Source organism: Phenylobacterium sp. (assembly GCF_030654915.1).
Lineage (GTDB): Bacteria > Pseudomonadota > Alphaproteobacteria > Caulobacterales > Caulobacteraceae > Phenylobacterium.
In genome coordinates this window covers 1-14,973 of the sequence record NZ_JAURWM010000280.1, presented here as the reverse complement: position 1 = coordinate 14,973, position 14,973 = coordinate 1, and the positions used below count along the sequence as shown (strand labels likewise).

Sequence of the window (14,973 nt, the reverse complement as noted above, 5' to 3'; positions counted from 1 at the left end):
CCTTGGCGGCTTCGGCCGAGCGTTGAGCCAAGGCGCGGACTTCGGAGGCGACGACCGCGAAACCACGGCCAGCTTCCCCGGCGCGCGCGGCCTCGACCCCGGCGTTCAGGGCGAGCAGATTGGTCTGGAAGGCGATCTCGTCGATCACGCCGACGATCTGGCTGATCTGGGTGGCCGAGGCCTCGATCTTGCCCATGGCCATGATCGCGTCGGCGACCACCACGCCCGACGCCTCGGCGTCGTTGCGCGCGGCGTTGACCACGCCCTGCGCCTCGCGGGCGCCCTCGGCGGTCTTGCGCACCGTGGCGGTGATTTCGTCCAGCGCCGCGGCGGTCTCCTCCAGATTGGCGGCCTGGCGCTCTGTGCGGCGCGACAAGTCGTCGGCGGCCGAGGTGATCTCCCCAGTGCCCGAGCGGATCGCCCCAGCCGCGCCGGCGACATTGCCCATCACCTCGTGGAGGCGATTGATCGCGGCGTTGAAGTCGGCTTGCAGCCGCTGGTACTCCTCGGGGAACCGGCCATCGATCCGATAGGTCAGGTCCCCGGCCGCCAGCTTCGACAGCGCGGTCGCCGTGGCCTCCACCGCGAACACCTGTTGCTCGCGCGCCGCGTTGCGCTCGGCGCTACGACGCAGGCTCTCCTGCTCGTTGGCGGTGATGTCGGTGGCCAACTTGATGACCTTGTAGAGCTTGCCTGACGTGTCGAACATCGGGTTGTAGGACGCCTGCAACCAGACCTCGCGTCCGCCCTTGGCCAGACGCAGGAACTTGTCGGAGATGAACTCGCCGTTGTTCAGCGCCCGCCAGAACGCTCGGTACTCTTCACTGTTCGCGTATTCGGGCGTGGCGAACATGCTGTGCTTGCGGCCTTCGATCTCAGCGGCCGAGTAGCCCATGACCTTGCTGAAGTTGTCGTTGGCGCGAATAATGGTTCCATCGAGCTGAAACTCGATCACGGCCTGGGACTTGTGAATCGCCCCCAGGATGGCTTCAAAATCGACTGTTCGTTCGTTGGCCTTCTCGCTCGCGCGATTTCTTCCGAAGATCATGAACCTGCCCCCCAGCAGAAGCGCGACCGTTATCAACGCTCGCGTCGATGACCTAGAGTTGCGCCGAGTAAGTAAATGAACTGGTAACGCGCATTTTTCCTCTGCGAACGCCCACGGAGTCTTTGCTCCGCTTGATATTCGGCAGATCGAAGACCTATCCAAATATGCAATTAGCCGCCTCGATCGCCACCAAATAGCATCTCGCTGGAGCTCACCCCTCGACCGGCTGCTATCGTGACACCCCCGACCTTGGAGACCGCGATGAACCTCGACGCCATTCTGAAGCCCGGCGCCTTCGCTGTGATCACCGGGGCGGCCGGCGGCATCGGCCTGGCGGCCGCCGCCCTCTGCGCGCGGCGCGGCATGAAGGTGGTGTTGGCCGACCTGCCGGGCGAGGCGATCGAACGCGCCCGCGCCGCGGTGGCCGAGGCCGCGGCCAACCCGGACGACATCATAGCCCTCCCCACCGACGTCGCCGACTTCGGCCAGGTCCAGCACCTTCAGGCCCGCGCCGCCGAGGCGTTCGGCGCGGCCCCTAGCCTGTTGATGAACAACGCCGGCATCGGCTTCAACCCCGGAGGCGCCGCCCAGGATCTGGCCGGCTGGCGCAGTCTGATGGACGTCAATCTCTGGGGCGCCATCCACGGCGTCCAGGCCTTCCTGCCCAGCATGGCCCAGGCCCGCGCTCCGGCCCTGATCATCAACACCGGCTCCAAGCAGGGCCTGACAAGTCCGCCCGGCAACGCCGCCTACAATGTCTCGAAGGCCGCCCTGAAGGTCTATACCGAGGCCCTGGCCCACGAGCTGCGCAACACCCCCGGGGCCGAGGCGATCACCGCCCACCTGCTCATTCCCGGCTTCACCTTCACCGGCATGACCTCCCGTCCCGGCGCCGACCCCACCGCCAAGCCGGCCGCCGCCTGGACCCCGGAACAGGTGATCGACTTCATGCTGGAAAGCCTGGCCCGCGACGACTTCTACATCCTCTGCCCCGACAACGACGTCGACCGCGCCACCGACGAGCGCCGTATCCGCTGGGCCGTCGGCGACATCGTTGAAAACCGTCCGGCCCTCTCGCGCTGGCATCCGGCCTGGAAAGACCGGTTCGAGGCGTTCATGGCCGGCGGCTAGCAACAGCGCGCGCGCCCAGGCCAACGCTTAGGCGGCTCATGATCGTTGGAACCGCCCTGGCGCTGTCCCCGTTCAATTCGGCAGAGCCCCTTCAATCACGGCGCGGACGATGACCAAGGCCAACGAGTATCTTGCACTAGCCAGGGAAGCGCGAACCGCCGCCGCCCAGGCCCACCTCGCCCAGGAACAGGCCCGGCTGATGCAGCAGCACGCCTACTGGCTAAGGTGCGCGGCGAAGGCCGAAACCCGCACCACCCAGGCCCACTAGGTCGCTCTCCAGCCCCCAGGACGCAAAAGGCCCCCTCGTCGAAACGAGAGGGCCTTGAACACTTGGCGCTAGACCTGGATCAGGCGGCGTTGAAGACGTTCCGGCGACGCGAGGTGCGCACCATCGAACCCACCGCGCCAAAGCCGATGATCATCATCGCCCAGGTCGCCGGTTCGGGAACGGCCGAGATCGTCCCGGCGAAGTTGTCGAAGTTCATCGACGTGCCGCTGGACGTAAGATCGAACGTCAGGCGGTCGAACACCAGATTTGTACCCGACAGCAGGGTCTGTATCGCGCCCTGGCTGAGCGCTCCGCCCGAGCTGAAGATATTGACGTTGTTCAAAAACCCGCTGATCGAATAGTTGGCCGGCCCGCCATTCGCCCCGAAATCCCAGGATTGGAAGGAGAAGGTTTGGCCGCCCGCGGTGATCTGGAGGCTCGTCGAGGCTGAGCCATAGTAGGGACCGGCAAAGATGCTGGGAAGCGGGTTGCCGTAGAGTTGGCCCACGAAGGCGTCGCCCGCCGTTTTGGAGACCGTGAACCCGTCTTCCGAGTAGGTCGCGAAGACGCTGCCGTTGGCTCCCGGGAGGCCGTCGAAACTGACCACGGCGGCTTGAGCCGCCATCGGCGCGGCCATGAGAACCGCGGCCGCAACAAGCGGAAGTATACGCATCGAATTTCCCTCCTGGAATCACATGAATAGGCGCCCCGCCGAATCCACGACCAAGCGAGATCGGCGTTCATTAACCATTGGTATGTGTTTTACAACCCCGCTCCCCCTGTGCGCGAGCCGGGCCGGAGGGCGGGCCGCTTCTCGGCTCCGAAACGCAAAAGACCCCCTCGCCGGAGCGAGAGGGTCTTGAACGTCTAGCGCTGCGCCTGGATCAGGCGGCGCTGAAGGCGTTCTGGCGGCGCGCCGTGCGGATCATCGAACCCGCCGCGCCGAAGCCGATGATCATCATCGCCCAGGTCGCCGGTTCCGGCACCGCCGAGCCCTCGAAACGCACTTCCGACAGGCCGACCGGCGAGTAGCCATAGGTGGCCGGATCGCTCTGGTGGTTGCCGGTCAGGTTCAGCCGCACGAAGCGCGCCGCGCCGCTCAGGCCAAAGGTCTCGCTGGCCAGAAGTTGGCCGGTCCCGCGCGCGAAGGTGTCGGCCAGGATGTCGGTATAGGTCACGCCGTCGGTCGAGATCGCCAGGGTGAAGGCGTTGGCCGCGCGGTCCAGGGTCGAGGCGTATTCCTGGACGCCGAAGTTGTAGTTCCACACCTTCAGGCCCTCGAGCTTGTACAGCCCGCCGAGGTCGAAGGTCAGGGTCGCGGCGTCGACGCCCAGATCGGTCATCCACATATTGGCGTACCCGGCGTCATGCAGGTCGCCGACCATGCCGCTGCCGTTGATCAGGTTCTCGGCCTTGTACTGGTTGTAGTGGGTGAAGGTGCTGGTGGCTTGGGCGCCGACCGGGGTGATCGTGGCGGCGGCGGCCGGGCTGGCCAACGCGACGGCGGCGGCGGCGAGCGCCGAGAAGATCAGGGCCTTGGTCATCATGGTTTCCCTTTGGTTAAAGCTCTGCCGGGAGACATGACGCAGGCCCATGGCGGGCCGATTACGCTTTCATGATGGTTTGAACAGCCGACATCCCCGCGCTCGGGCGCCGGCGGCGAACCACTGCGCCCACCACGCCAAAGCCGATGATCATCATCGCCCAGGTGGCTGGCTCCGGAACGGCCGTGACGACGCCGCGAATCTCGAACGCCCCGACCGTGCCATACGTAAAGCCGCTGGCGTCCCACTCCCCCCAGCCGAGGGCGCCGTCGCTGGTATCGAACCATGTCCCCCACTCGTTCCCGAGCGAACTGACGAGCAACGCATATTCCGCGCCGGCTTGCAGATGGACGTCGCTGATCCCACTGATCGTCACCAGGGTCGGACGCCAGGCGTTGGAGCCCGTGACCGCCCAGGAACCCAGCTTGGTCGTGTAGTCCTTGCTCCAGAGGCTGACCTCCATCGCCGGGTCACCGAAAAACACCCCGATCGCCAGACTGATCTCGCTGACGTCCGCGGCGTCGGCCGCGGCGAAGGCCATGGCCAATGAATAGGTGCTGCCGTGGGCTGACGTGTATGGGCCGAGCTGAACAGATGAGTGCTTGTTGAAAGCGCCGCCCGCCCCGAGGTTGCTGTAGATCACGGCGGCCTGGGCCGAGGCGCCGCCTAGGGCGCAGATGGCCGCCAGGGCCGCGATGACGAGTTTGAAGCTCATAAATTCCCCCTGCGAACGGACCGAACTGGCCTGAGCCCCCCATACAGAAGGATCGGCGGCGGCCCTCGCCTCGCCCTACTCAGAGTGTGTTTTTTCGCGCGATGAGAGAACCCAGCCCCCTTGCCAAGCCCGGCTCCGCTTGCTCAACCATCGCCGATGGTCGCCTCATCACCTGCGCCAAGGCCGGCCGCGTTGGCGGGGATTTCCCAAGCCTGGGAGGTCGCGCACGCCTCGCTCGACTACATCCGCGACACCGTCCTTATCACCTGCGGCGATGACGACCTGATCGATGCGCTGATCTTCACCACCGCGCTCGACGCCAATGTGACGCCGGTCAGCCGCGACCCAGGCCTGCAGGTGACCTATGGGGGGATCGAGGTCTCCGCCCCCGACGAGCTTAGACGGCCGGTGAGCATCAACGCGGTGGCTCAGTCGCTGCGCCTGCCGTTCGAGACCGTGCGTCGGCGCGTCCAGGGACTGTCGCGTGCAGGGCTGTGCCTGATCGGTCCGCAGGGCGTGATCGTGCCGCGCAGCGCCGACACGTCCCCCGCCTACATCGCCAAGCAACGCGCCCGCTACGAACGTGCGCGGAGCTTCCATCAAGGCCTGGCCGCTAGAGGGCTCCTGCCCGGCGCCGTGTTCAAAGAGACCTGGCCCCCGGCCGAGGATCCTCTGGTGCGCGCCGCCAACCGGGCGCTGTCGGAATATGTGCTGCGCGCCTGCAACGACCTGATCGCGCTCACCGGCGACGTACTCAGCAGCCTGGTCCTGCTGGAGCTCGTGATAGCCAACACCCGGCCCCTGACCACGGCCGAGTTACACGACTGGCGCCGCGCGCCCGAACAACTCGGCAGGCCCGTCCGCATCGCCGCCCTGGCGGCCCCGCTCCAGCTCTCCCGCGAGACGATAAGGCGGCGCCTGAACGCCCTGGCGACGATGGGTTTTTGCCGTCGCACCATCGGCGGCCTGGTTGCGACCGCGCCGAGTTCGACGCGGCCGAAGCTCGCCCAGCTCGTAGAGGCCAATCAGGCCAACCTCCGCCGCCTGTTCACCCGCCTGCGCCAACTCGGCGTCGTCACCGCCAGCGAACGCCCTTAGCTCTGCGAAGGGCCGCTCGCATCCCGCAGCGTCACCACCTCGCGGTGGGCCAGCAGGGCGAACACCCCGTACATGCCGCACATCGAGACGCCGTAGGCCATCGCCGCGCCGGTGGCGCCGTAGGGCGGGACAAGGGTCCACAGCAGGACCAGTTGGCCAAGCGCGGCCGCCCCCACCACCACATAGGTGGCCAGATCGCGCTTCTGGAACTTCAGATAGGTCGGAGCCAGCGAGAACAGCACGGTGAAGGCCGTTGAAACCGCCAGCACGCGCAGCGCCATCGCCCCCTCCTGCGCGAACTCCGGCCGGAACAGCCCCAGCACCTGAGCGGAAAAGCCGAACGTCACGGTCAAGAACAGCGCCATCACCGGCGCCATCCAGCGCAGTCGGCGGCGACGCAGCACCAGCAGCATCTCGAAATCCCGGCGGTCGAGCACCAGCGACAACTCTCGGCCGTAGGCCCGGTTCGTCGAGGTCGCCAGCACCGAGGCCATGCCGACCGTGCCCATCGCCGCCGCATAGGCGCCGACCGCCACGCTCGAGGGCTGCAGCAGCTCCAAGGCGATCACCCCGGCCTGCCCCAGCAAGGCCAGCGACACCCGATAGATAAAGAACGGCCGCGTCTCGGCGCGCCAGACCGCCAGGTCCCACCTGGGCTTGGCGGCGAAGATCGCCGGCGGCGCGGACCTGCGAAAGGCCAGCGCCATCACCGCCAGCGCCACCACCCAGGCCACGCCCCAACAGGCCACCGCCGCCGCGCCGCTCACCTCGCCAGGCGCGGCGAACAGGACCCCGAGGAAAGTCAGGGCGAGCACAGGCACGAGCAGCTTGAAGATCGCCAGCGCCAGCCTCGGCCGTCCCGCGGCGGTCAACGCCTCGACCCCGTAGTGAGCCAAGGCCCCTGCCGGCAGCGACAGGCAGGTCACGATAATCGCCAGCCGCGTCTCCTCGGCGCCCTGCCGCCCCCAGGCGCTCCAGGCCCCCACCACGATCGCCGCCGCAAGCGCCGTGGTCAGGGTCCGTTGGAACCCGAACCTCAGCAGTCCGCGAGCTCGGCCCCAGTCCGCCCGTTGCAGCAGCGCCGGAAGCTGGCGCAGCGCATACTTCTCCGAGCCGCGCGGCGCGAAGGTGGCCAGCAGGATGAAGGCCGCCGAGGCCACCACATAGGCCTCGAAGCCGCTCACGCCGAGCCGGCGCGCCGCCAGGACGGACAGGATATAGGCGACGACCTGGCCCGCGATCGCGATCGCCACCAGATGCCTCGCCTTGGCCGCGCGTTCCATGAGCCGCCCACCTTCACCCAGGACGATAGTCCGGCAGAAATATCGCTCGCTATGGGTGTCCGATTCGAGTTTACACTTGTTGCGCATGAATGGTGCCGCTAGCGTCACCTGGCAAGTGCCGGCGCGAGACTATTGTTCCCTTTACTATAACCGGGAGGTAGTGTTTTGAGTGTTTGCCGTAGAGATTTAGTGAAATCTTCCAGCCTTGTAGTTGCTGGAGCCTTGGTAGCCTCAAAGTTCTCGTCCGCCGCGATGGCGGCCACCCCGGCATTCGATATCGACAAGGTCTTCGCGACCTTTATGCGCGATCTCGGCGGCGCCCCGACCGACGGCGGCGGCAAGGTCACCTTCACTGGCGCCGACCCCATCGTCCGCAGCCGCTTCCGCATCGGAACCTGCATGGCGGTCCCGGCCATGGCGGCCGGCGTCGGCGCCGCGGCGATCTGGAAGCAACGCACCGGACAGGGCCAGGACACCCGGGTGGATCTGCGGGAGTCGGTCTACAACACCATGCCGGCCACCGGCCTGATCTTGCAGCACAAGCACGCCCTGGGCCTGTTCGACGCCGAGGATCCGCTGCCCTCGAGCTTCACCTTCGCCCCCACCGTCAACGGCCTGCTGCCCCAGGCGCCGCTGCTGTTCGGCAATCCGCTGTCCTTCGCCAGTTTCCAGACCAAGGACGGTCGCTGGGTCACGCCCACCGGCCTCTACCCCCAGCACCTCAACGGCTTCCTCAACATCGTCAAGGCGAGCCCCAGCACCGAGTCGATCACCGCCGCGATCAAGACCTGGAACGCCGACGAACTCGATGAAGTCGTCGCCAAGGGCGGCATGGTAATGGGCGTCCACCGGACGGCGGCCGAGTGGGCGCGGCACCCGGAAGGCATGCATCTTGCCGCGCGCCCAGTCATCGACATCGTCAAGATCGCCGACTCCGACCCCATTCCGTTCGGGCCGAACCCGACCCAGCCGCTGTCGGGCGTGAAGGTCCTGTCCCTCACCCACGTCATCGCCGGCACCACGGCGGCCCGGACGCTGGCTGAATATGGCGCCGACGTTCTGCACGTCGCCCGCGACCAGTCCTTCGAACACGAAATCATCGTGATGGACGTCAATGTCGGCATGCGCTCATCCTTCATCGATCTGCGCAATCCGGCCCAGAAGAAGAACTTCGAAACCCAGTTGCTGCCCAAGGCCGACGTCTTCATCGAGGGCTTCCGCGGCCGCTCGATGGAGCGTCTGGGATTTGGCCCCGAGGAGGTCGCCAAGCGTCGCCCCGGCGTCATCTACTGCTCGGTCCGCTGCTATAGCTGGGACGGCCCTTGGAAGGACCGCGCCGGCTTCGACATGGAGGCCCTGACGGTGTCCGGCTTCACCCTGGCCGAGGGCGGTGGTCGTCCCCGCTTCCCGCCGACCATGGTGCTGAACGACTACATCGCCGGATATCTGGGCGCGGCCGGCATCCTGGCGGCGCTACGGCGGCGGGCGACCGAAGGCGGCAGCTATCACGTGCGCATCAGCCTGACCCGGGCGGCCATGTGGTTCGCCAGCCTGGGCCAGTTCCCCACCACCGACTTCGACGCGACCTTGCCCGACCACCGGATGATCGACCCGGAAACCATCAAGGCCCAGACCCCCTACGGCGAGATCCACCGGCTGGCGCCCCAGGTCAAACTCTCCAAGACACCCGGTCGTTGGCGAACGCCGCTCGTGGCCGTTCGCGGCGCCGACCGTCCGACCTGGGAGGCCTGATCTCGTGCGTGAAGTCGTGTTTCGCCCGCATAGCGCCGGGCCGTTGATCGCTCTTGTCTCGCTGCTGGTTCCCTCGCTGGCCGCCGCCGAGGAGGCCCTCGCCCCGACGCCCCAGGCCGGGACCCTGTCCTTCCAGCTCGCCTCGGCCGCCCAGGACGCGGCCACCCCGTCCGACGCCCCGCCAGAGGGCTTGGACATGCTCAAGCTCTATCCGAACCTGCTCGACACCACCCTGTCGGTCGAAGGCGATCTGGCCGAATCCGACGCCCCCCACAGTTCGTTCCTGCGTGGGGAAACCTTGCTCGGTCCCTGGTTCGCCTGGAAGCAAAGGCTGGCCCAGGACACCGGACTTTCGATCGGCGGTTCGTGGGGCCTGCTCTACCAAAACTACTCGGTCAGCGCGATCGGCCAGCGCGACGCCGTCGGCAGCAAGTTCACCTTCAACCTCTCCTACGACCTGGCCAATCGCGGCAAGCCCAACGCGCTCACCTTCGACATGGCGGTGGAGGATCGCCGTCCGTTCGGCACGGACCTCGCCCCGCTGCAGGCCGGCATCGGCGCCGGCTCGGGCGTGCCGACCGCCGCCACCTGGGGGGACTTCAGCCTGGGCGTCACCCAGGCCTATGTCCGCCAGAACCTGGCGAACAACCGCTATCAGTACGCGGTCGGCAAGGTGTTCGCGCCGAACTTCGTCAACCCCTACCCGTTCTTCGACGACAATCGGCAGTTCCTCAGCCTGGCCTTCTCGACCAGCCCGACCATCGCTGTCCCGCTGCGCGGCTTCGGCTTCGTCGGGGCGGCCTATCCGACCGACGGCAACCTCTATCTGAAGTCCGGAATGTTCACCGCCAACAGCAGCGACACCGGCTGGACCGTCGATGACTTCTTCAACAAGGACGAGCACTTCTACTTCTTCGAGGCCGGCTGGAGCGGCTTCGCCGGGATGGGCGTGCCGATCCACGGCCGCGGCCCGATGGACCGCAACAACTTCCACATCACCAGCTGGTATCGCGACGCGCTCAGCAACGGCAGCCCGCGCGCCTACGGCTTCGCCTTCAACGCCAACTTCATGGCCGGCGAGAACACCATGTGGTTCGTCCGCGGCGGCTGGTCGGATGGCTGGCTCGCCGACCAGTCGCTGACCGTCGGCGTCGGTTGGCGTCCGGGCCGCGAATCCTCGGATCTAGCGGGCCTGGGCCTTGGATGGGTTCACCCCTCGAACGACAACTTCGACAGCCAGTATACGGGCGAGCTCTTCTATCGCTTCCACGTCACCCAGAACCTGGCCTTCACCCCCAACCTCCAGCTGGTGATCAATCCGACCCTGAACCCGACCAAGGACGCGATGGCGGTCCTCAGCTTCCGGGGCCGGGTGACGTTCTAGGACGCCGGCGGCCACCCAGCCGCCGGCCACTTATCCCTCTTCCCCTGCGCCCGGACTGGCCCCACAGTCGGGGCAACAAGATAAGACACCGGGGAAACGTCCATGGTCACCACCGACGCCGCCGCCGCGCCGCCTGCGGGGCAAAAGCCCCTGTACACGGAGGGCTACAAGCAGTCGGTGCTCTGGCTGCTGGTGCTGGCCTACACCTTCAACTTCATCGACCGGACGATCATCTCCACCATCGGCGAGGCGATCAAGGTCGACCTGAAGCTGACCGACACCCAGCTCGGCCTGCTCGGCGGTCTGGCCTTCGCCCTGCTCTACACCACGCTCGGCATCCCGATCGCGCGGCTGGCCGAACGCCGCAGCCGCATCAACATCATCACCATCGCCATCGTGGTCTGGTCGCTGTTCACCGCCCTCTGCGGCATGGCGAACAGCTTCGTCCAACTCATGCTGTTCCGCGTCGGCGTCGGGGTCGGCGAGGCGGGCCTCTCGCCGCCCGCCCACAGCCTGATCTCCGACTATTTCGAGCCCCAGAAGCGCGCCTCGGCCCTGTCGATCTATTCGTTCGGCATTCCGCTGGGCACCATGTTCGGCGCCGTAGCCGGCGGCTGGATCGCCCAGAACCTCGACTGGCGCATGGCCTTCATGCTCGTCGGCCTGCCGGGGATCATCGTCGCCATTCTGTTGAAGATCTTCGTCAAGGAGCCGCCGCGCGGCTACTCCGACCGCTTGGTGGCCGATCAGGTCGCCGACGTCCCGCGCCTGGAGGGTGACGAGACCGCGCCTCCCGTCCACGCCAAGCCGCCCTCGATCATGGCGGTGGCCAAGCGGATCTTCGGCAAGTGGGGCTTCTTCCACATGGTCGCCGGCATCACCATGGCCTCGTTCGCGGGCTACGGCACCGGCCAGTATTCGGCCCCCTACTTCATCCGCATGTTCGGGCTGGACCTGGCCACCGTCGGCCTGATCTTCGGCGTGGTCGGCGGCATCGCGGCCGGCATCGGCACCCTGATGGGCGGCTTCCTAACCGACTGGGCGGGCAAGCGCTCCAACCGCTGGTACGCCCTGGTGCCGGCCTTCGGCCTGCTGATCGCCTGCCCGCTCTACATCCTCGTCTACACCCGCGACGACTGGCGGCTGGCCGCCGGCCTGCTGCTGATCCCCGGCATTTTCCACTACACCTATCTGGGCCCGACCTTCGGCGTGATTCAGAACGCGGTCAGCTTGCGCATGCGCGCCACCGCCACCGCCCTGCTGTTCTTCGTCCTCAACCTGATCGCGCTCGGCTTTGGCCCTCCCTTCTGCGGCTGGGTCATCGACACGCTCAGCCAGGCCCAGTTCGCCGCCAAGGACCTTGGCCCCTTCTTCGAGATGTGCCCCGGCGGCATCGGCAAGGAAGGCGCCGGCGCGGCCATCGACGCGGCCTGCCGCGCCGCGGTCGCCCAGGGCACCCGCGAAGGCATCGTCTGGAACCTGCTGATCTACGCCTGGGCCGGCGTTCACTACCTGCTCGCCGCCATCACCCTGCCCAAGGACATGGCCGAGGCCCTACGCCTCACCGAGGCCGAGGCGACCGCCACGGCCGCCGCCTAGCGACTTGAGCCTCCTCCCCCTTCTCATGGGGGAGGACAGCTGAAGTCTCGACATCAGTCGCCGTGCTCATCCACGACGATGGGAACGGTCTTGCCCCGGGACAGCGGCTCCCAGCCGGCTACGATGGCCGATGCGATCGCTCTGGCCACCAGTTCCGGCGCGATCTGCGCAGGCTGCAAAAGCGGGGCGCCGTACTTGCGCTGCGGACCTGGGGGAAACTCCACCACCGCCTCGCGCTGCCCCTCGGCGTGACGCACGGCGAGCGCCATGCCGCGCCACTCCGCGGCGTCGGTGGACCACTGGGGCTGGCGCTGAAGGCGCCAGACATAAGGCTCCCCGTCGACCTCGATCTCAAACTCAGGGCTTTGCTTGTTTCGTGCCATGCGGGGGAGATAACCCGGCCAGCCCGTCTACACCTCAGAAATATCGAGTTTGGCCAATCGTTCTCGACGCGCGGCGTAGCGCTCGCCAAGGGCGGCAGTGCTCAAGAACGTCTCAAGAATGTGCTCGGCCGCGGCCTCGTCGGTGACGTCGGCTCCCAAGACCAGCATGTTGGCGTCACCGTGTTTGCGAGCATCGACGCCTTCGCCTGCGGTGTGCAGCAGCGTCGCCCGCATGAAGGGAAAGCGGTTGGCCGTTATCGCCATCATCTGCCCGCTGCCGCATATCCCGATGGCGAAGTCAGACCGCCCCGCCTTGATTTCGGCGACCGACCGCAGCGCGTAGTCCATCGCATCGACCCGCTCGGCGCCGCTGTCGGTCCCGCAATCCTTAACGCTGTAGCCATGGGCGAGCAGCCAAGCCTTTAGGCGCTCCTTCAAAACAACGCCGCGATGGTCAGCGGCGATTGCGATCGGTCTATCGGTCAGCTTCTGGCTCATGCCCCACACCTAACGCGCCGCTGGAGACCGGTGCAAACGGCTCGGCATGTCCGTGATAGGCTAGAGCCATGAGATTGACCGTGACGCCGATCGACCCGCCGCCGATGAGCGCGATTGCGGACGACTATAGGGGCGCCGACCTGGTGGACAGCTATGCGGTCACGCTTCCCCACGCCGCGCCCGAGGACGTGACCACTCTGGCCCGGGCGCTCTTCAACAGGCCGCCCCTTTGGCTCCGCGGCTTGCTGCGACTGCGCGACCAGATCGTCGGCCCCTTGGGGGTGAAGACCACGACCGCGATCCGCGAAGCCGGCGCGCGCGATGGTCATGACCGGATCGGGTTCTTCCCGGTCCTCGGCCGCTCGGAGAACGAGATCGTGCTTGGCGAAGACGACCGTCACCTGGATTTCCGGGTCTCCGTCTTGCTGCAGAGAGATGAGCGCGGCGCGCGGCGCCTCGTCGCCACCACCGCCGTGCGGTGTCACAATCTGCTCGGGCGGACCTATCTGTGGGTGATCAAGCCTTTCCACGTCCTAGTGGTCCGCTCCTACCTCGGCCGGCTCGGGCTGGCGTCATCGCCCCGGCCTTGAGCAGAGGCGCCCTTGGCGTTAGCCGGCCAATGCGGTCAGGTCCTAGGGCCTGCGCGGCCAGTCGGCGGTGTCATGATCGGGGTGTTGATACGAGACGATGCTGGCGATATGCGCCGCCGCCCGTGGCTCGTCCGCCTCGTGCACGGGCAGGGTTGCAAGCTCTTCGAAGTACGGCACGCGCGCTGGTGACGCGAGTTGCTCGCTCAGCTTCACCTCAGCCGGCCGATCAAGGGCGCCGATAGCTAGACCGATGTGCTTGTCGTCATATTCAAAGGTGAGCGGCGTCCCGCAGTCGCCGCAGAACCCCCGGCCCACCTTGTTTGAACTCTGAAAGCGCTTGGGCTGGCCGCGCGTCCAGACCACGGCGCCATGGGGCGTGCCCACATAGGGTCCGAAGAAGCCGCCGGTGGCTTTCTGGCACATGCGGCAGTGGCAGATGGACGCCTCCCCGAGCTCGCCATCGACGCGGAACCTCACCGCTCCGCACTGACATCCCCCAGTGATACCCACGCTCGTCATCGCCAACGCCTCCAACACGTCATGGTAAGTAACGCTACGTCTCGCTCGCTTAGCGGGCTCCTAACGCGCCGAAGGGCGGGCCTGTTCGCCACCGGAGTTCACGCTATTCTGCGGTCGCCGGGATGGAGATTTGCAACATGGCCAAGCTTGTCTTCGGAATGAACCAGTCCCTGGACGGCTACGTCAACCACACGGAATTTGCGCCCGGCCCCGCGCTTTTTCGTCACTGGATAGAGCATGTGCGCGGCCTGACCGGCAGTGTGTACGGCCGCCGCATGTACGAGATCATGCGCTATTGGGATGAAGACGATCAAGAGTGGGACGCCGAGCGACGCGCCTTCGCCGCGGCGTGGCGAAGCCAACCGAAATGGGTGGTGTCGCGCTCGCTCACCTCTGTCGGCCCCAACGCCACACTCGTCGACCGCGACCTCGAGGCGGTGGTCCGTGGGCTGAAGGCTCGGCTTGCTGGGGAGATTGCGGTCTCCGGACCGGACTTGGCGCAAAGCCTGACCGACCTTGGGCTCATCGATGAGTATCGACTCTACCTCCACCCCGTCGTGCTGGGCCGCGGCAAGCCCTTCTTCGCAGGCCCCCGGCCGCCGCTCCGCCTCGTGGCCACCGATCCAATGGGCGAGGACACGATCAGATTGACCTACGTTCCGGCCTAGTCACGCCCCGACGGGCGCCTTGGCCGTCGATGGCCAAGAATCTATCGACCATCCGAGAGCCAACAGCGTCAAAGGCGCGCTGTCGGAAGCGCAACGCTCGGGCCGTCTAGCGGCGCTCCGAGCTTTCTGGCGCCACTCCCTGGATCACAAGGGTTATGCCGACCGCGGCGGCGACCAGCCCCACGGCGCACCATGCGCAATGCGATGACGGTCCCTGGCCGCAGATCACCCCCATGGCGGCGATGGCCTTCTGATGCGCCAGCGCCTGCATGGCGCTGATGGCGGCGATAGACAGGGCTGCGCCGGCGCCCAACATGCGCAAGGTCTGAATTCGGTCCACGGCTAGCTCCTGGCGGGGTCTCATCGCGCGGCCAAGCCTAGAGTCGAGCACAGACGCCGCATTGATTGAAATCAACGGCGAGGCGAAGGAGAGCCCGCGTGACGGTGCGGCGCCCCTAGCTCCGAATCCCAGCCTCTGCTTAGGCTCGGCCCC

The 14,973-nt window shown here is 66.8% G+C and carries 17 protein-coding genes; 8 read left to right on the top strand and 9 right to left on the bottom strand.

Translation table 11 applies throughout. From position 1 onward, the window contains the following. Positions 1-1,048: methyl-accepting chemotaxis protein (locus tag Q7T84_RS14920; RefSeq protein ID WP_304810349.1), on the bottom strand; the 1,048-nt coding region annotated here is incomplete at its 3' end. Between the two features lie 261 nt (positions 1,049-1,309). On the opposite strand from Q7T84_RS14920, the gene Q7T84_RS14915 reads away from it, so the two are divergent. Together Q7T84_RS14915 and Q7T84_RS14910 are read left to right on the top strand one after the other, a co-directional pair. Beyond that, complete coding sequence (locus tag Q7T84_RS14915) at positions 1,310-2,179, top strand: SDR family NAD(P)-dependent oxidoreductase (RefSeq protein WP_304810347.1); 870 nt, start codon at positions 1,310-1,312, stop codon at positions 2,177-2,179. A gap of 109 nt (positions 2,180-2,288) precedes the next feature. Beyond that, a complete protein-coding gene (locus tag Q7T84_RS14910; protein WP_304810345.1) occupies positions 2,289-2,447 on the top strand; it encodes a hypothetical protein in 159 nt (52 codons plus the stop codon). A 79-nt stretch (positions 2,448-2,526) separates the two neighbouring features. Here the strand turns inward: Q7T84_RS14910 and Q7T84_RS14905 are convergent, their stop codons facing one another. From Q7T84_RS14905 to Q7T84_RS14895, 3 genes are all read right to left on the bottom strand, one after another. Then, positions 2,527-3,120, bottom strand: a complete 594-nt coding sequence (locus Q7T84_RS14905) for a PEPxxWA-CTERM sorting domain-containing protein (RefSeq protein ID WP_304810343.1) — start codon at positions 3,118-3,120, stop codon at positions 2,527-2,529. Positions 3,121-3,331: 211 nt separating this feature from the next. Further along, the gene (locus tag Q7T84_RS14900) at positions 3,332-3,991 is read right to left on the bottom strand and encodes a PEPxxWA-CTERM sorting domain-containing protein (RefSeq protein ID WP_304810341.1); all 660 of its coding nucleotides are present in this window, start codon (positions 3,989-3,991) and stop codon (positions 3,332-3,334) included. Positions 3,992-4,052: 61 nt separating this feature from the next. Beyond that, entirely contained in the window at positions 4,053-4,706 is a 654-nt protein-coding gene (locus Q7T84_RS14895; RefSeq protein WP_304810339.1) for a PEPxxWA-CTERM sorting domain-containing protein, read from the bottom strand. Positions 4,707-4,898: 192 nt separating this feature from the next. On the opposite strand from Q7T84_RS14895, the gene Q7T84_RS14890 reads away from it, so the two are divergent. Further along, a complete protein-coding gene (locus Q7T84_RS14890; RefSeq protein WP_304810337.1) occupies positions 4,899-5,804 on the top strand; it encodes a DeoR family transcriptional regulator in 906 nt (301 codons plus the stop codon). Here Q7T84_RS14890 and Q7T84_RS14885 read toward each other — a convergent pair. Next, positions 5,801-7,087 carry a lipopolysaccharide biosynthesis protein gene (locus tag Q7T84_RS14885; RefSeq protein ID WP_304810335.1) on the bottom strand — a complete coding sequence of 429 codons (1,287 nt, stop codon included), beginning with the start codon at positions 7,085-7,087 and terminating at the stop codon, positions 5,801-5,803. The two genes, Q7T84_RS14890 and Q7T84_RS14885, sit on opposite strands and share 4 nt — an antisense overlap. A 252-nt stretch (positions 7,088-7,339) precedes the next feature. On the opposite strand from Q7T84_RS14885, the gene Q7T84_RS14880 reads away from it, so the two are divergent. The 3 genes from Q7T84_RS14880 to Q7T84_RS14870 all read left to right on the top strand — a co-directional run bounded on the left by Q7T84_RS14880 (position 7,340) and on the right by Q7T84_RS14870 (position 11,822). Further along, the gene (locus Q7T84_RS14880) at positions 7,340-8,839 is read left to right on the top strand and encodes a CoA transferase (protein WP_304810333.1); all 1,500 of its coding nucleotides are present in this window, start codon (positions 7,340-7,342) and stop codon (positions 8,837-8,839) included. Positions 8,840-8,843: 4 nt separating this feature from the next. After that, positions 8,844-10,223 carry a carbohydrate porin gene (locus Q7T84_RS14875; RefSeq protein WP_304810331.1) on the top strand — a complete coding sequence of 460 codons (1,380 nt, stop codon included), beginning with the start codon at positions 8,844-8,846 and terminating at the stop codon, positions 10,221-10,223. A 102-nt stretch (positions 10,224-10,325) separates the two neighbouring features. Beyond that, on the top strand, positions 10,326-11,822 hold the full coding sequence (locus Q7T84_RS14870; RefSeq protein WP_304810329.1) for an MFS transporter: 1,497 nt from the start codon (positions 10,326-10,328) through the stop codon (positions 11,820-11,822). 53 nt (positions 11,823-11,875) lie between these two features. On the opposite strand, the gene Q7T84_RS14865 is transcribed toward Q7T84_RS14870, so the two are convergent. After that, a complete protein-coding gene (locus tag Q7T84_RS14865; protein ID WP_304810327.1) occupies positions 11,876-12,205 on the bottom strand; it encodes a hypothetical protein in 330 nt (109 codons plus the stop codon). A gap of 27 nt (positions 12,206-12,232) precedes the next feature. Continuing rightward, the gene (locus tag Q7T84_RS14860; protein WP_304810325.1) at positions 12,233-12,703 is read right to left on the bottom strand and encodes an RpiB/LacA/LacB family sugar-phosphate isomerase; all 471 of its coding nucleotides are present in this window, start codon (positions 12,701-12,703) and stop codon (positions 12,233-12,235) included. A 68-nt stretch (positions 12,704-12,771) separates the two neighbouring features. Here Q7T84_RS14860 and Q7T84_RS14855 point away from each other — a divergent pair, with 68 nt between their 5' ends. Then, positions 12,772-13,293 carry a DUF2867 domain-containing protein gene (locus Q7T84_RS14855; RefSeq protein WP_304810322.1) on the top strand — a complete coding sequence of 174 codons (522 nt, stop codon included), beginning with the start codon at positions 12,772-12,774 and terminating at the stop codon, positions 13,291-13,293. Between the two features lie 42 nt (positions 13,294-13,335). Here Q7T84_RS14855 and Q7T84_RS14850 read toward each other — a convergent pair whose 3' ends face one another. Continuing rightward, complete coding sequence (locus Q7T84_RS14850) at positions 13,336-13,812, bottom strand: GFA family protein (RefSeq protein ID WP_304810320.1); 477 nt, start codon at positions 13,810-13,812, stop codon at positions 13,336-13,338. A gap of 137 nt (positions 13,813-13,949) precedes the next feature. Here Q7T84_RS14850 and Q7T84_RS14845 point away from each other — a divergent pair, with 137 nt between their 5' ends. After that, positions 13,950-14,480 (top strand): dihydrofolate reductase family protein, encoded by a 531-nt coding sequence (locus Q7T84_RS14845; RefSeq protein ID WP_304810318.1) that lies wholly within the window; start codon positions 13,950-13,952, stop codon positions 14,478-14,480. A gap of 106 nt (positions 14,481-14,586) precedes the next feature. On the opposite strand, the gene Q7T84_RS14840 is transcribed toward Q7T84_RS14845, so the two are convergent. Then, positions 14,587-14,820, bottom strand: coding sequence for a hypothetical protein (locus Q7T84_RS14840; RefSeq protein ID WP_304810316.1), 234 nt, complete (start codon positions 14,818-14,820; stop codon positions 14,587-14,589). Positions 14,821-14,973 lie beyond the last annotated feature (153 nt).

Excerpts from the sequence above, each read along its gene's own strand:
- Q7T84_RS14915 (WP_304810347.1), top strand. The coding sequence starts at position 1,310 with ATGAACCTCGACGCCATTCTGAAGCCCGGCGCCTTCGCTGTGATCACC.
- Q7T84_RS14910 (WP_304810345.1), top strand. The coding sequence starts at position 2,289 with ATGACCAAGGCCAACGAGTATCTTGCACTAGCCAGGGAAGCGCGAACC.
- Q7T84_RS14905 (WP_304810343.1), bottom strand. The coding sequence starts at position 3,120 with ATGCGTATACTTCCGCTTGTTGCGGCCGCGGTTCTCATGGCCGCGCCG.
- Q7T84_RS14900 (WP_304810341.1), bottom strand. The coding sequence starts at position 3,991 with ATGACCAAGGCCCTGATCTTCTCGGCGCTCGCCGCCGCCGCCGTCGCG.
- Q7T84_RS14895 (WP_304810339.1), bottom strand. The coding sequence starts at position 4,706 with ATGAGCTTCAAACTCGTCATCGCGGCCCTGGCGGCCATCTGCGCCCTA.
- Q7T84_RS14885 (WP_304810335.1), bottom strand. The coding sequence starts at position 7,087 with ATGGAACGCGCGGCCAAGGCGAGGCATCTGGTGGCGATCGCGATCGCG.
- Q7T84_RS14880 (WP_304810333.1), top strand. The coding sequence starts at position 7,340 with ATGGCGGCCACCCCGGCATTCGATATCGACAAGGTCTTCGCGACCTTT.
- Q7T84_RS14870 (WP_304810329.1), top strand. The coding sequence starts at position 10,326 with ATGGTCACCACCGACGCCGCCGCCGCGCCGCCTGCGGGGCAAAAGCCC.
- Q7T84_RS14865 (WP_304810327.1), bottom strand. The coding sequence starts at position 12,205 with ATGGCACGAAACAAGCAAAGCCCTGAGTTTGAGATCGAGGTCGACGGG.
- Q7T84_RS14860 (WP_304810325.1), bottom strand. The coding sequence starts at position 12,703 with ATGAGCCAGAAGCTGACCGATAGACCGATCGCAATCGCCGCTGACCAT.
- Q7T84_RS14855 (WP_304810322.1), top strand. The coding sequence starts at position 12,772 with ATGAGATTGACCGTGACGCCGATCGACCCGCCGCCGATGAGCGCGATT.
- Q7T84_RS14850 (WP_304810320.1), bottom strand. The coding sequence starts at position 13,812 with ATGACGAGCGTGGGTATCACTGGGGGATGTCAGTGCGGAGCGGTGAGG.
- Q7T84_RS14845 (WP_304810318.1), top strand. The coding sequence starts at position 13,950 with ATGGCCAAGCTTGTCTTCGGAATGAACCAGTCCCTGGACGGCTACGTC.